Annotated in this window: 7 protein-coding genes; 4 read left to right on the forward strand and 3 right to left on the reverse strand. The window is 67.5% G+C overall.

Features of this window, described 5'->3' with window-relative positions; translation table 11 throughout:
• Positions 1–53 precede the first annotated feature (53 nt).
• Positions 54–1,715, reverse strand: coding sequence for an acyl-CoA synthetase (locus HF203_RS04620; protein ID WP_168667066.1), 1,662 nt, complete (start codon positions 1,713–1,715; stop codon positions 54–56).
• A gap of 450 nt (positions 1,716–2,165) precedes the next feature.
• On the opposite strand from HF203_RS04620, the gene recC reads away from it, so the two are divergent.
• From recC to HF203_RS04640, 4 genes are read left to right on the forward strand one after another with little or no spacing between them, the layout of a single operon-like run.
• Positions 2,166–5,660: an exodeoxyribonuclease V subunit gamma gene (gene recC / locus HF203_RS04625; RefSeq protein WP_168667068.1), complete on the forward strand. Its 3,495-nt coding sequence runs from the start codon at positions 2,166–2,168 to the stop codon at positions 5,658–5,660.
• Positions 5,650–9,342, forward strand: a complete 3,693-nt coding sequence (gene recB, locus HF203_RS04630; protein ID WP_168667070.1) for an exodeoxyribonuclease V subunit beta — start codon at positions 5,650–5,652, stop codon at positions 9,340–9,342. Before recC ends, recB begins: the two co-directional genes overlap by 11 nt.
• Complete coding sequence (gene recD, locus HF203_RS04635) at positions 9,339–11,369, forward strand: exodeoxyribonuclease V subunit alpha (protein ID WP_168667072.1); 2,031 nt, start codon at positions 9,339–9,341, stop codon at positions 11,367–11,369. The genes recB and recD overlap by 4 nt, the downstream gene beginning before the upstream one ends.
• A gap of 3 nt (positions 11,370–11,372) precedes the next feature.
• On the forward strand, positions 11,373–13,742 hold the full coding sequence (locus HF203_RS04640) for a Lon protease family protein (protein ID WP_168667074.1): 2,370 nt from the start codon (positions 11,373–11,375) through the stop codon (positions 13,740–13,742).
• A 3-nt stretch (positions 13,743–13,745) separates the two neighbouring features.
• On the opposite strand, the gene HF203_RS04645 is transcribed toward HF203_RS04640, so the two are convergent.
• Together HF203_RS04645 and HF203_RS04650 are read right to left on the reverse strand one after the other, a co-directional pair.
• Positions 13,746–14,921 carry a response regulator gene (locus HF203_RS04645; RefSeq protein ID WP_168667076.1) on the reverse strand — a complete coding sequence of 392 codons (1,176 nt, stop codon included), beginning with the start codon at positions 14,919–14,921 and terminating at the stop codon, positions 13,746–13,748.
• A 24-nt stretch (positions 14,922–14,945) separates the two neighbouring features.
• Entirely contained in the window at positions 14,946–15,857 is a 912-nt protein-coding gene (locus tag HF203_RS04650) for a response regulator (protein WP_168667078.1), read from the reverse strand.
• Positions 15,858–15,866: the final 9 nt, after the last annotated feature.

Here is a 15,866-nt window from a genome sequence, read left to right on the forward strand (position 1 = left end):
TACGGCCCGGAGTGCTCTTCTCTGTCTCTGTGTCCAGCAAGGGCGCGATCAGATCAAACCGGTGTCGACGCCCCTGCGCCCTCCTCGTTGGCCCATTGGCGCAGGATGTATTTCTGCAGCTTGCCGGTCGAGGTGCGCGGCAAGGTGGTGAAAACGACCTGCTTGGGCGCCTTGAAATGGGCCATGTGTGCGCGGCAGTAATCGATCACCGCCTGTTCGGTGAGTTCGGCACCGGGCATCAGGGTGATAAAGGCGCAGGGCACCTCCCCCCACTTCTCGTCGCGCTTGGCCACGACGGCGACATCCTGGATCAGGGGGTGGGCCGACAGTGTCTCCTCGACCTCGATCGAGGAGATGTTCTCCCCCCCGGAGATGATGATGTCCTTGGAGCGATCCTTGATCTCGACATAGCCGTCGGGGTGCCAGACGGCGAGATCGCCGCTGTGGAACCAGCCTTGGTCGAAGGCACGACGGGTGGTCTCGGGATTCTTCAGATATCCCTTCATCACCAGGTTGCCGCGGATCATGATCTCGCCCAGGGTCTCGCCGTCCTGACGGATCGGCTGCAGGGTTGCCGGATCGGCGACCATAATCGCCGCCTGCATCGGCATCCGCACCCCCTGGCGAGACTTGAGGCGCGCCCGTTCCTCCAGCGCCAATCCGTCCCACGCGTCGTTCCAGGCACAGGCCACGCAGGGCCCATAGGTCTCGGTCAGTCCATAGACATGGGTGACCTCGAAGCCCATCGCCTCCATGCCCGCGATCACCGACGACGGTGGCGGCGCGCCGGCGGTCATCACTCGCACCGATTGCGTGATCTCGGCCTTCGCCTCGGCCGGTACCTCGTTGATCATCTTCAATACGATCGGTGCCCCACACAGATGGGTGACTCCTTCGCGGGCGATGGTCTCGACGATCGGTCGCGCCCGGACATGACGCAGGCAGACGTTGACCCCGGCCATCGCCGCCATCGTCCACGGGAAGCACCAGCCGTTGCAGTGAAACATCGGTAGGGTCCAGAGATAGACCGCGTGATTCGGTAACCCCCAGCTCAGTACATTGTTGATCGCACCGAGATAGGCGCCGCGATGGTGATAGACGACGCCCTTGGGGTTGCCGGTGGTGCCTGAGGTGTAGTTGAGGGTGATCGCCCGCCACTCGTCATCGGGCACTCGCCACGAATACGTCGGATCACCCTCGGCGAGAAAGGACTCGTAGTCGAGTTCGCCGATCGGCGCCTGGGCTCCCTCGAAAGAGGCATCGGCGATATCGACCACCAGGATCTCGCGCTCGAGGCGCGCCAACGCCCGACCGACGACCTCGGCGCACTCACAATCGACCAATACCGCCTTGGCCTCGGCGTGCTCGAGGATGAAGGCGATCGCCGGGGCATCGAGGCGGGTGTTGATCGAGTTCAGTACCGCGCCCGCCATCGGGACACCGAAGTGGGCCTCGAAGTGGGCGGGGATGTTGGGGGCGATGATCGAGACGGTGTCACCCGGCTTGATACCGCGACGCTCGAGTGCGCTGGCGAGACGGCGGCAACGTCGATAGGTCTCGGCCCAATCGCGTCTGATCTCGCCGTGCACCATCGCTAGCTTGTGCGGATAGATTGCGGCGGTGCGTTCGATGAAGGTCAGCGGGCTGAGCGGCTCGTGGTTGGCCGCCCTGCGTTCGAGGTCCTGCTCATAGATATCAACGACTGGCTCGGACATACGTTCCTGTAACTCCGATGGTGTTGAGAATCGCTTCCTCGTCTCTTGCCGGAAGCCTGCGCCTGGGTGTTCGGGACCCGGTCGGTGATGGTTGCTTCACCTGTGAGAGCGGACTCGAACACGTTTAGTTCTCAACGCGTCTCGTCAGCCCGTACTTGATTGCGATTCGTCAACGACGCTAACACCTGACAAACTAGCTTGTCAAACGCTCGTGTAAAAAGTTTTACATAATCTCTACAAGCGAGTTACGGGTGAATGACGACAACACCCGCGATGTTGTCCAACCCACCATCGACGATGGCTGCCGAATGGTAACGATCAACACAACGTCGACCCATGGGTTCATGAACGAGACTTGGATTGATCGCCCCCCGGTCCTGATGCAGGATGGAACGAGAAGACCGCCGCACGGCGGTGATGACGAGACGAGCGGATGAGGAGTCGCAAACGGTGACGGATTCGGCGCACTGGCCCACCGGATTCATGCTGATCCAGGGCAACCGGCTGGAGTCGCTGCGCGACCTGCTGACCACCTGGATCGCACGTTATCCACTCCACCCACTCGAAGACGAAGTGGTCCTGGTACAGAGCAACGGTATCGCCCAATGGATCAAGCTCGCCCTCGCCGAACCACCCACGGAGGCGATCGGCGGTGGCTGTGGAATCTCCGCCGCACTGCGGGTGATGCTGCCCGGACGCTTCGTCTGGGAGGCCTATCGCGGCGTGCTCGGTGAGCTGCCGACAAACTCCCCCTACGACAAGGCCCCGCTCACCTGGCGTATCCACCGCCTGCTCGGCACGCTCTCACAACGCCCCGCCGATCCGCTCCTCGCCCCACTACAAGCCTTCATGCACGGCGAGGAACGCGACCGGCGCCGCCATCAGCTCGCCGAACGGCTCGCCGACCTCTTCGACCAATACCAGGTCTATCGCGCCGACTGGCTGGCTGCCTGGGGGGCCGGCGACGACTGCCTGATCCGCGCCAATGGCACGCGCCAGCGCTTGCCCGAGGACCAACGCTGGCAACCCCTACTGTGGCGACTGCTACACCAGGACCTCGCGCACAGCGACCACGCCGGCGATCCACTCGCCCAGGCCAGTCGCGCCGAGATCCATCGCCGCTTTCTCGCCACCGTCGAGGACACCCCGGCCGCGCGCCTTCCACGTCGGGTCATCGTCTTCGGTATTTCCTCACTCCCTCGCCAGACCTTGGAGGTCCTCGAGGGGATCGCCACCCACAGCCAAGTGATGCTCTTCGTCCACAACCCCAGCCGTCACTACTGGGGCGACATCATCGAGGGCCGGACCCTGTTCTCACGCGCCTATGGGCGCAGCCACGCGCGCAAGGTCCCGGAGAACGTCGACGAGACCGCACTCCACCTCCACGGCCACCCATTGCTCGCCGCTTGGGGACGGCAGGGTCGCGATTACATCCGACTGCTCGACGAACACGACCGGCGCGAACACTACGAAGGCGTGTTCCGCGCCCAATCACTCGACATCGACCTGTTCGACCCACCCGAACAGCACCACCTGCTCGCCCAGCTCCAGGACGACATCCTCGAGCTGCGCCCACTCGCCGAACGCCAGCAACGGGCCGCGACGATCGATCCACGAGACGACCACAGCCTGCGCTTCAGCATTGCCCACAGCGCCCAGCGTGAGGTCGAGATCCTCCACGACCAGTTGCTCGAGGCCTTCATCACCGCCGAGGCCTCGGGCCGCCCGCTCGCACCACGCGAGATCCTGGTAATGGTCCCCGACATCGACGTCTATGCCCCGCACATCACCGCGGTCTTCGGGCGCATTCCCCGCCAGGACCCACGTCACCTGCCCTTCCATATCGCCGATCAAGGCGAACGCCACCGCAACCCGCTGTTGATCGGACTCGCCACCCTGCTCGAACTACCGCGCGCGCGCTTCACCGTCACCGAGTTGCTCGATCTGCTCGACATCGCCGCACTGCGCACGCGCTTTGGCATCGGCGCCGAGGATCTACCACGCCTGCGCCACTGGATCACTGGCGCCAATGTGCGCTGGGGACTCGACGGGCGCCAGCGCGAGCACCTCGGCCTACCCGCTGCGGCAGAGCGCAACACCTGGCGCTTCGGGCTGCGACGCCTGCTGCTTGGTTTCGCCGCCGGCCCCGCCGCCGCCTGGCAAGGTATCGAGCCCCACCCCGAGGTGGCAGGGTTGGAGGCGGCCCTGCTCGGCCCGTTGATCACCCTCCTGGAGACCCTGGAGCACTACTGGGAGCGGCTCGGTGACCCGCGCACCCCGGGGGCGTGGGTCACGACCCTCGAGCAATTGCTCGATGATTGCTTCACCCCTTGCGGCGAGAACGACGAGATCGCCCTGACACGGGTGCGCGAGACCCTCGAGCAATGGGAGGAGGACTGTCGCCAAGCCAGGGCCGAAGACGAGAAGCTCGCCCTCGAGGTGATGCGCGAGACGCTACTGCGCGGACTCGACGCCCCTAGCCTCACCCAGCGCTTCCTCGGCGGCGCGATCAACTTCGCCACCCTGATGCCGATGCGTGCCATCCCCTTCCGTCAGATCTGGCTGCTGGGGATGAACGACAGCGACTATCCACGCAATCATCGTCCCCCGGACTTCGACCTGATGGCCGATGACTACCGCCCGGGCGACCGCTCACGCCGTGAGGATGACCGTTACCTCTTTCTCGAGGCACTGCTCTCGGCGCGCGAGCGACTATCGATCAGCTGGATCGGGCGCAATATCCGCGACAACACCCCTAAGACCCCCTCGGTCCTGGTCGGTCAGCTGCGAGAACACCTCGCCGCCGGTTGGCGCTGCGCCAACCCCGCCGGCGACGGCCAGACCCTGCTCACGGCGCTCACCACCGAGCACCCGCTACAACCCTTCAGCCGCGCCTACTTCCGCCCCGAGCGCGATCCACGTCTGTTCACCTATGCCCGCGAGTGGCGCCAGATCCACGAGCCCACGTCCCCCGACGGCAGCGCCCGCCTGCCGCACTGGACCCCAGAGGGGCCGCTCGACCTGCGCCGACTCGCCCAATTCCTCCGCGCCCCGGTCGATGCCCTGTTTCGCCAACGTCTCCAGATCGATCGCCCACGCGCCAGCGAACGCCCGGCCGATGTCGAGACCTTCGCCCTCGACGGCCTGCTCAACTGGCAGCTCAGCGATGCGTTGATCGCCGAGCTGTTCGACCCGGCCGATATCGAGGCCGAACTCGCGCCCCGGCTGGAGGCCGCGCTCGAACGCCTGCAGATCCGTGGTGATCTACCCGCGGGCGCCCAGGGCGAACTCCTCGCCGCGCGCATCGGCGCACGCCTCGTCGACCTTCACGAGCGCTGGCGGAGACTGCGCCGCGACCACCCGCACGATCTCGGCTATCCCCCACCCCTCACCCTCGAACAGCGCACCGACAGCGACGTCGTGTTGCGACTCGAGGACCAGCTCGGCGCCCAACTCGGCGCCGCGCACCAGGACACACGCATCCAACTTCGGCTCAGCGCCAGCAGCATCGTCAAAGACAAACGCTACCGCTGGCACCAGATCGTCGAGCACTGGCTGCACCATCTCGCCGTCCAGCTCTCCGGCGAACCGGTCGCCACCTGGGTGCTCACCCCCGCAGGCCGACTGCAGCTGCGCCCACTCGACCCGGACCAGGCACGAGGCTGCCTGCAACGACTGCTCACGGCCTGGTGGGCGGGGATGCGCGCACCCCTGCCGGCAACCCTGGAGACCGGCATCGCCTGGCTTGAGCAACGCGACGACACCTCGGTCCTCGAAACCGCCTTCGCCCGCGCCCGCGCCCGCAGCGGCTATCTCGGACGCTGTTACCCGGACGCCGCCAGCCTGCAGCAACACGCCCAGTTCATCGACTGGGCCGAGCGGCTCTACGCCCCTCTCTACACCACCATCAAGGATCCCGATCAGGCCACCTGGGATGACTGCTGAACCCAACCGTCTCGACCCACTCGCCATCCCGCTCTCCGGTGCCCGCCTGATCGAGGCCAGCGCCGGCACCGGCAAAACCTTCACCCTGGCGATGCTCTATCTCCGGCTGGTACTCGGCCATGGTGTCGCCCTCGGCGCGCGCACCCGCCTGCAGCCACCAGAGATCCTGGTGGTGACCTTCACCAATGCCGCTACCGACGAGCTGCGTGGGCGCATCCGCGCCCGGTTGGTCGAGGCCGCCGCCGCCTTCCGCGCCCCCGAAACGGCCATCGCCGACCCACTGCTCGCTCGATTGCGCGAGGAGATGACCGCGCACACCGACCCCAATCTCTGCGCCCGTCATCTCGAACAGGCCGCCGAGTGGATGGACGAGGCGGCGATCTCGACCATCCATGCCTGGTGTCACCGCATGCTGCGCGAGCACGCCTTCGACAGCGGCAACATGTTCGAACTGGAGCTGGAGAACGACGCCGCACCGCTCCTGCGCCAGGCCGTCGAGGACTATTGGCGTAGCGGCTACGGCGGGCTCGATCGCACCTCCCTCGCCCAGGTCCACGAGCACTGGCAGTCCCCGGCCGCGCTCGAGACAAACCTCGTCGCACTGCTCGGGCTACGCGAGCACGCCCCGCCCGCGCCCTCGCAGCCTCCCGAGGCGATCATCGCCGACGTGCTTGCGGCACGTCGCCAACGGATCGATACGCTCAAGCGGGAGTGGGCGGAACAGGATTGGTGCGGCCAACTCGAGACCCTCTTCGAGGAGGCCGCCGCGCGCAAGGCGTTCAACCAGCGCCAGCTCAACAGCAAGCACCGCAGTGAGGTCATCGCGCGCCTGCGTGACTGGATCGCCGACCCCGAGGCCGAACACCCCGCACTGAAGCGCGACAGTCGCTCCTGGCAGCGGATGTCCTCGCGGGCCGTCACCGAGATCTGGAAGGATGGCCACCCACCGGTCGACCGCCCCGCCTGCCGCGCGCTCGAGGCGCTCTTCTCCCAGCTCGCCGAACTCCCCGAACTCCGCCCGGCGTTGCTCGCCCACGCCCTGCACGGGGTCGCCGAGCGCATCGAGCAGGAGAAGCGCGCCCGGGCGCTGCTCACCCAACACGACCTGCTGGAACGACTCGACCGGGCCTTGCAGGGCGCGCAGGGTGCGCGCCTGGCTACCACCATCCGTCGCCAGTTCCCCTTCGCCCTGGTCGACGAGTTCCAGGACACCGACCCGCTGCAGTACCGCATCTTCGCCACCGTCTACCGCCCCGAGGAGAATGCCCCCGAGACCGGGCTGTTCATGATCGGCGACCCCAAGCAGTCGATCTACGCCTTCCGCGGCGCCGACATCCACACCTATCTGCGCGCCCGCGCCGCCACCGCGCCCCGGCACTACAGCCTCGATACCAACTATCGCTCCAACCCGGCGCTGATCGCCGGCATCAACGCGCTCTTCACCCAGGCCGAGCAACGCCCGGGAGGTGCCTTTCTGTTCCGCGACGAGACCGCCGACCCGGTCCCCTTCCTCCCCGTCTCGCCCAACCCGGCACGCACCGACGACGACCGGCTCCGGGTCAATGGCCGCCCCGCCCCGGTGCTCCAGGCCTGGGTTGCCACCAGCACCGAGGGCAAGCCACTCGGCAAGGACGACTATGTGCGGCGGATGGCCGAGAGCACCGCGCGTACCATCGCCACGCTCCTCGCCGCGCAGACGCACGCCACCCTCGGCGAGGGCCGGGCGCTACGCGCCGGTGATATCGCGATCCTGGTCAATCGCCACCAAGAGGCACGCCGGGTCCGCGACGCCCTCCACCAGCTCGGGGTGCCCAGCGTCTACCTCTCCGAACGCAGCAGCGTCTACCAGAGCCAACAGGCCCAGGACCTACTGCTGTTGCTGCGCGCCGTCGCCGCCCCCTTCGACGAGCGGCTGATGCGTCAGGCGCTGGCCTGTGACCTCATCGGTCTGCCGCTCGACCAACTCGATCGGCTCAACCACGACGAACTCTATTGGGACGACTGCGGCGAACGACTCAGGCGCTATCACCAACTGTGGCGCACCCAGGGAGTGCTACCGTTGCTCTATCGCGCCCTCGCCGACTTCGCCATCGCCCCCCGACTGCTCGCCCGTGCCGATGGTGAACGCGCACTCACCGACCTGCTCCATCTCGGCGAGCTACTCGCCCGCGCCAGCCAACAACTCGACGGCGAGCAGGCCCTGGTGCGCGCGCTCGAGGAGCGCATCCAGGGCGAGGGCGGCGAAGATGCCGAGACCCAGCAATTGCGCCTGGAGAGCGACGCCGATCTGGTGCAGGTGATCACCATCCACAAGTCCAAGGGGTTGGAGTATCCAGTGGTGTTCGTCCCCTTCATCGCCACCACCCGTCAGGTGCAGCAGGGCGATCTCCCGATCAAGACCCATGATGCCGAGGGCCGACTGCAAATCCATCTCCATGCCAACCCGACGCTGATCGAACAGGCCGACCGCGAGCGCCTCGGCGAGGACCTGCGCAAGCTCTATGTCGCCCTGACCCGGGCGCGCGACGCCCTCTGGCTCGGGCTCGGACCCACCAAGGACCTGCCGGTCACCGCGCTCGGCTATCTGCTCGGGATCGACGAACCGCTCACGCTCGAAGCCGCACTCAAGCGCTGGCCGGCGCTGACCACACACCCCGAGCCCACCCCGGTCGCGGCGCTGAGTGCACCGGGGGCGGCCGAGCCGCTCGACAGCGCTCGACCACCACCGCACCATCCGCCGCGCCCCTGGTGGATCACCAGTTACTCGGCACTTGCCCGGCGCAGCGCCAGCACGACCGCGCCCGATGAGCGTGAAACCGCCGCTCAGGAGACCGCCTTCGAGGAAGCATTGATCACCCCCCAAGAGACGGTCATCATCGATCCGAGCACCGCCACCGGGCTACACGGCTTCCCGCGAGGCAGTCGCTATGGCACCTTTCTCCACGGCCTGCTCGAGTGGGCCGCGACCCTGGAGTGGCACGCCCCCGAGGGCGAGCCCCAGCGCAGCTATCGCGCCGCGCGCGCCGCCACCGCGCTACGCCGCGAGACCATCGCCCGGCGGTGCAACAGACGTGGGTTGAGCACCTGGGTCGACACCCTCGACCAGTGGCTGGCGGCCTATCTGGAACGCACCTGGTCGCTCACCGCGATCGGTGGCACCTCCTTCAGTCTCGTCGATCTCGATCCTGCGCACCTCCAGGTCGAACTCGAGTTCTGGATCCAGGCCCGAGCGGTCGACACCACCGTGCTCGACACCCTGGTGCGCCAGCACATCATCCCGGGCGCGGCACGCCCAGCGCTCGAGCGCCAACAGCTCGAGGGCATGCTCAAGGGCTTCATCGATCTGGTCTTCGAGCACCAGGGACGCTTCTACCTACTCGACTGGAAGTCCAACTGGCTCGGCCCGGATGACGCCGCCTACAGCGTGCCGGCGATGCGCGAGGCGGTACTCACCGCCCGCTACGACCTGCAGTACGCGCTCTATCTACTCGCGCTCCACCGCCTGCTGCGCGCGCGACTGCCGGATTACGACCCCGCGCATCATCTCGGTGGCGCCATCTACGCCTTCCTACGTGGCGCCGAGGCCCCCACCCAGGGGCTCTATCTCGACCGGCCACCAGCGGCCTTCATCACCGCGCTCGACCGGGTGTTCGCCGGGCAGGGCGAGGAGGCAGCGGCATGAACGAGGACCTCCCGGCATTCTTCGACGAGTGCTCCCGCTGGGTCGAGCAAGGGGTGCTGCGAGCGCTCGATCTCGCCCTCGCCCGCTTCGTCCATCACGAGGCCGACGAACACGACCCCGTGGTGCTGCTCGCCGTCGCCCTGGTCAGCGAGCGCAATGGCCACGGCCACGTCTGTCTCGATCTGGCCGATACCATCGCCCACCCCGAGACCCTGCTCGCCAGCGAGACCGATCGAGCGCCAGAACCCGACACCTACAACGCGCTCACCACTCGACTCGTCGGGCTCGACCCCGCCGCCTGGGCGGCACGACTCGGCGCCAGCAGCGCCATCTGTGATCTCGCCGCCACCGGCGACGATGGCCGCGCCCCCTTGGTTCTGGCCGGCAGCACGACTCAACGCCCACTGCTCTATCTGCGTCGCTACTGGCGCTACGAACGGATCATCGAACAGGGCATCGAGCAACGCCTGGCGCGCTGCCGCCAGCCGCTCGACCCAAAGCGGCTTCGCCCCCTGCTCGACACCCTCTTCCCCGCTGAACACGGCGACCCCTGGCAGCGGATCGCCTGCGTGCTCGCCGCACGCAGCCCCTTTGCGGTGATCACCGGCGGCCCCGGCACCGGCAAGACCACCACCGTGGTCCGTCTGCTCGCCCTGCTCCAGGGGCTCGCGCTCGCCGCCGACCGGGCGCCATTGCGCATCCGCCTCGCCGCCCCGACCGGCAAGGCCGCCGCCCGACTCAACGCCTCGATCGCCCCGCAGGTGGCCGACCTACCGGTGGCCGCCACGCTGCGCGCGACCATTCCCACCACGGTCTCGACCCTGCACCGGCTGCTCGGGCCGCTGCCCGAGAGCCGCCGCTTCCGCCACCATGCGCGCAACCCACTCGATGCCGACCTGGTGGTGGTCGATGAGGCCTCGATGGTCGACGTCGAACTGATGGCCGCGCTGATCGAGGCGCTGCGCCCGGAGACGGCACTGGTCCTGCTCGGCGACAAGGACCAGCTCGCCTCGGTCGAGGCCGGTGCGGTACTCGGCGATCTCTGCCGACGCGCCGCCACCGGCCACTACACCGAGCCGACCGCCGCCTGGATCAGCGCCGCCTGTGGTCAGACGCTCCCGCCCGAGACCATCGACACCGCCGGCACCCCGCTCGATCAGGCCATCGCCATGCTCAGACACAGTTACCGCTTCCGGGCCGAGGGCGGGATCGGCGCACTCGCCCAGCGCATCAACTCGGAGCCGCCCCCCAGCCACACCGAGATCCAGGCGCTCTTTGCCCGCCCCCAGCACCACGCTCTCGGGACGATCGCCGAGCAACGACTCGACTCCCCGGACGATCCGGCGCTGATCGAGCTGGTCGTGGCAGGCTATTCGGGCTATCTCAGCGTGATGCGCGAGGCCGCTCCGGGAGCCGATGCTGCCCAGGCGCAGATCGATGCCTGGGCGCGCGCCGTGCTCGCCGCCCACGGCCGGTTCCAGCTGCTCGTCGCGCTGCGTCACGGCCCCTGGGGGGTGAGTGGATTCAATGCCCGCATCGGCGGCTGGCTCACCCGCGCCGGGTTGCTCGACGGCACCGATCACGCCTGGTTCGCCGGCCGGCCGGTACTGATCACCCGCAATGATGACGGGCTGCGGTTGATGAACGGCGACATCGGTATCGCCCTAGAGACCCCGCTGCGCGATGCCGGGGGCGCGACTCGACAGATGCTCCGGGTGGCCTTCCCGCATCCCGACGGCGGTGAGGCCATCCGCTGGGTGCTGCCGAGCCGGCTGCAGGCGGTGGAGACAGTATTCGCGATGACGGTGCACAAATCCCAGGGCTCGGAGTTCACCCACACCGCGCTGGCCCTGCCCGACCATCCCACACCGGTACTCACCCGCGAGCTGATCTATACCGGCATTACCCGCGCTCGCGAGCGCTTCACCCTGATCCACCAAAATCCACGCGTGCTCAGCACCGCATTGCGCCGCCGCGTCAGGCGTGTCAGCGGGCTGCGCCTGGGACCCGTCGCCGAGGAGCCGTGACCCATGTCCACCACCGCCCTACCCGCCACGGCACTCCGCCGCCGCTGTGATCCGGCAACGCTGGCCTTTACCACTACCGCCGAACTCGAGGGACTCGACGGTTTCGTCGGCCAGGATCGTGCCCTCGAGGCGATCCGTTTCGCCATCGATATCCGTCACCCGGGCTACAACCTCTATGCCATCGGCCCGGCCGGCAGCGGCAAATCGGCACTGGTCCTCAGCGAGCTACGCCATCGTGCCGCCACAACCGCACCAGCACACGATTGGTGCTATGTCCACAACTTCGACCATCCCCACCGTCCACGAGCCCTGCGGCTCGCGCCCGGTCAGGCATCGCGACTGGCCAAGGACATGGAGCGCCTGATCAAGAATCTGGAGCGGGCGCTGCGCCGCACCTTCGAGAGCGACGACTACCGCAACCGTGTCCGCGCCATCGAACACGCCTTCGAGCAGCGCCAGGAGCAGGCCTTCGCAGAGATCGACCAACAGGCCCGGGCTCGCGGCGTGGCATTGCTGCGCACCCAAGAGGGACTGAGTCTGGCGCCGCTGCGCGAGGGCAAGGCGATGCCACCGGATGCCTTCGCCGCGCTCACCCCCGAGCAGCGCGGCGCCATCGAGACCGAGATCGAGCAGCTGCGCGAGCAGCTACACAGCGTGCTCGATCAAGTCGCGCGCTGGAAGCGGCACAGCGAGGCCGAGATCGACCGCCTCAACAGCGATCAGGCCCGGGATGCGATCGCACACCTCTTTGCCGAGTTCGAGACCGCCCACCCCAGCTCCCCCGAGCTGTTGGCCCATCTGCACCGGGTCGAGGACGATGTGATCGGCCACTTCGAGCACTTCCTCGACAAGCCCCAGCCGCCGCATCAGGACACCACCCCCTGGCAACAACGCTACCGGGTCAATGCCTTGCTCTCGCACCAGCACGGCAGGGCCGCCCCGGTGATCCAATGCGATCTTCCGAGCACCCGCGAACTGGTCGGACGCATCGAGCACCGCGCTGTGCTCGGCACGCTCGAGACCGACTTCACCATGATCCGTGCCGGTGCCCTGCATCGGGCCAATGGCGGTTATCTGGTGATCGAAGCGCGGAAACTGCTCAGTCAGCCCTTCGCCTGGGAGACGCTCAAGCGCGCCCTGCAGAGTGGCGAGATCCGCTTCGATCCACCCGACGGTGGTGACGGTCCGCTGACCACTGTGGCACTCGAGCCCGAGCCCATCCCTCTGGCGCTCAAGGTGGTGCTGCTCGGCGAGCATCGCCTCTACGCCCTGCTCGCCGAGGCCGACCCCGAGTTCGAGGAGCTGTTCAAGGTCAGCGCCGAGTTCGAGGAGCGGATGCCCCGCGACCCCGCGCACGAGCATGCGCTGGCACGACTGATCGCCACTTGGGTGCAGGCCTCGCGCTTGCGACACTTCAGCAACAGCGCGGTCGCCCGGGTGATCGAGCACAGTGCCCGCCTCGCCGGCGAGCGCGACCACCTCAGTGGTCAGATGCGCGCACTCACCGATCTCGTCCACGAGGCCGATCATCATGCCGCCACCCGTGACGCCGAGCGCGTCGAGGCCGAGGACGTCGAGCAGGCGATCGCCGCGCGACGGCGCCGCTGCGATCGCATCAGTCGCCGCATCCGCGAGGCGATCCTCGAGGACACCCTGCGCATCGCCACCACCGGGCGTCTGCCCGGGCAGGTCAACGGTCTGGCGGTGGTCGAACTCGGCGCCAACGGCTTCGGCCATCCGGTGCGGATCAGCGCCAGCGCACGCGCCGGCGATGGAGACGTGATCGATATCGAGCGCGAGGTCGAACTCGGCGGCCCGATCCATTCCAAGGGGGTGATGATCCTCTCGGGCTTCATCGCCGGACGTTATGCCCGCCACCACCCGCTCTCGCTGACCGCCAGCCTGGTGTTCGAGCAGTCCTACGGCCCGGTCGACGGCGACAGCGCCTCGGCCGCCGAACTCTGCGCCCTACTCTCGGCGCTCTCCGGACTACCGATCCGGCAATCGCTGGCGATCACCGGATCGATCGACCAGTACGGTGCCATTCAGGCCATCGGGGGAGTGAACGAGAAGATCGAGGGCTTCTTCGCGCTGTGTCAGGCGCGTGGCCTGGATGGTGAACAGGGGGTGCTGATCCCGACGGCCAACGTCAGACAACTGATGCTCTCCGAGGCCTTGGTCACGGCGGTCGAGGCCGGTACATTCAGCATCCATGCCGTCGCCGACATCGACCAGGCCATCGCCTTACTCACCGACACCCCGGCCGGGATACGCGATGCGCATGGCGCTTATCCCACCGGCAGCGTCAACCAGCGTGTCGAGCAGGCCCTGATCGACAACGCCCGATTGGCCTCGGGGTGCCGTCGCGACTGAGGCTCAGTCAGCGCTCGCGGCGGCCTGGGCACGCAGCGCCGCGGCCGCCTGCCGGATCCCGAGACGCGCCAGTAAGCGCCCGACCTCGTCATCATCGCTACCGTGATGGAGTAATCCGGCGATACGCATCAGGATGGCATCACGATGTACGGTCCCGCTGGGAAGCTGGTAGAGCGCGCCGATACGTGCCTGGAGGGCGGTGGGGATCCCCCACTGGACCTTGAGCTGATGACTGGTCGCGGCCGCCTGCGTGGCCAGCAACCGTTCGCAGTCGCTCGCTTCGAGCCGCCCCCCCAGATCGACCCAGCGTTGCTGCAGCACCAGCAGCGCCAGCTCGCCGAGTCGTGCGAGCATCATCGCGGCGCGACACCCGGCGACATCGACCTGCAGCGCCCGCCCGAGGACATTGAGCAAGCGCACCAGCGCCAGCGCCTCCTGACGCAACCGGCGCTCGTGCTCGACGAGCACCTCGACACCGAGCGCACTACCGGGATAGAGCGCGATGGTGACGGCAATATTGACCAATCTCGCCGCCCCCACCCGCTCGATCGCCCGCACCGGCGTCTCGATCAGCACCGAACCATCGTTATAGGGGGAGCTGTTGGCCAGCCCCAGCAGTGGACCGATCAGCGCCGGCTCGAACTGGCAGCGCCGGATCAGGTGGGTCCGCGCCTCTGCCTCGAGCTGTACCAACCCCTCGAGCGCCTCGGCCAGCGCCGGATCGAGCGGGACGCACAGCGGCTCGTGCTCGAGCATGTGCGCCACAAACTCGGGCAGGGTGGCCGGGGCGCTCGGCGCCGGGGCCGCCTCGGTCTCGTCGACGACCTCGCGCAGCCGCGCCATCACCTCGGCGGCCCGAAACGGCTTGACGATATAGGCATCGGCCTGGAAACGCCTGGCCTCGATGATACGGTCGCGATCGGCATGCCCCGAGACCATCACACACACCGTCTTGTGGCCGCTGGCCCGGATCGTCTTCAGCAACGCCGTGCCCGTGGTATCGGGTAGCCCCCAGTCGAGTAGCACCAGATCGGCCCCGTCGCCACGACGCCAAGCCTCGAGCGCCGAGCGCCCATCGACACAGTGCTCGACCGTCGCCAGCGGCCAGAGCTTACGGATCAACTGAACCAATAGCGGACCGATGGAGAGGTCATCCTCGACGACCAATGCTCGACGCATACTCACCACCTCGACTGCTGACGCTCAACCATCATCGGCCTCCGCCGCGTCGCTCAGACTCACCCAGGCCTGGACGATATTGCCGCGCCCCTGGTACTCGATCGCACTGAAGGCGAGCTGGCGTGCCATGGCGATGCCGCGACCGTGATGGTGGAAGGCGCGTTCCGGGGCAAGCTCAAGATAGGGCTCCCAATCGAACCCCGCGCCGTGGTCACAGACGGTGAAGCAGATCTGCTCGGGCTCACGGCGTAACCAGAGTTCGGCCCAGCGCGCGTGGTTCTCGGGGCGGGAGAGGCGCCGGGCGATCTCCTCGGGCAGCGCCTCCTGCGCCAACAGCCGCCCCTTCTCCGCGTAGCCGATACCGAGCAGACCGTGCTCGATGGCGTTGATCATCAACTCCGAGAGCCCCATCGCCACCAGCGATGAACGTGGACAGAGGTCGGCCAGCTGAACCGCAAGCAGCGAGGCCTGATCCGGCTCTCGGAAACGAAAGCGTCCTTCGTGCAACAGCCCCCAGGCGCTCGAGATCTCGCGCCGTAGCTGTCGAAGTGCATGTCGATTGCGACGATCGAGGAGCGCGGCGTTGACGATACGCTGCAACGCCTCGGCCTGATAGGGCTTGGCCAGGTAGTACCAGGCCCCGGCCGAGAGCCCCTGGGCGACCTCCTCGGGAGAACTGGCCACCGTCTGCATGATCACCGGCAGATCCTCGAAGCGCGCGTCCCGGACCACGCGCTCGAGCAGCTCGATACCATCCATCCGTGGCATCCGGCGATCGAGGATCAGCAGGTCGAAGCGTGCCGGCTCGGCCTGCAGCCGGTCCCAGGCATCCTGTCCGTCCTGGGCGAAGGTGAAGATGCGATCGGACGACTGCAGAAAATCGGCGATGATCTCCAGATTCAAGGGTTCGTCGTCGACCACTAGCAACTCGGTCATGCCAACCTC

Origin of the sequence: Marichromatium bheemlicum (genome assembly GCF_012276755.1) — a bacterium.
GTDB lineage: Bacteria > Pseudomonadota > Gammaproteobacteria > Chromatiales > Chromatiaceae > Marichromatium > Marichromatium bheemlicum.